General features: G+C 70.3%; 1 protein-coding gene. It reads left to right on the top strand.

Annotation, left to right across the window (positions count from 1 at the left end; all coding sequences use genetic code 11):
* On the top strand, positions 1-246 hold a 246-nt coding region (locus NET02_RS16475), incomplete at both ends, for a C40 family peptidase (RefSeq protein WP_284058519.1).

The following is a 246-nucleotide window of genomic DNA, read 5'->3' on the forward strand; positions in this document are numbered from 1 at the left end:
CTACGTCTACGCGCATACGCTGGGGCTGGTGCTGCCGCGCCGCGCCGCCGAGCAGGCGCAGGCCGCCACGCCGGTGGCGCGCGAGGAGCTGCGCCCCGGGGATCTGGTGTTCTTCAACACCATGCGGCGCGCCTTCAGTCACGTCGGTGTCTACCTGGGTGACGGCAAGTTCGTGCACGCGCCCAGCAAGGGCGACCGCGTCAAGGTCAGCGACCTCAACGAGCGTTACTGGGCGCGCCGCTACGA

This window comes from Thermalbibacter longus (assembly GCF_023806485.1).
Lineage (GTDB): Bacteria > Chloroflexota > Chloroflexia > Thermomicrobiales > Thermomicrobiaceae > Thermalbibacter > Thermalbibacter longus.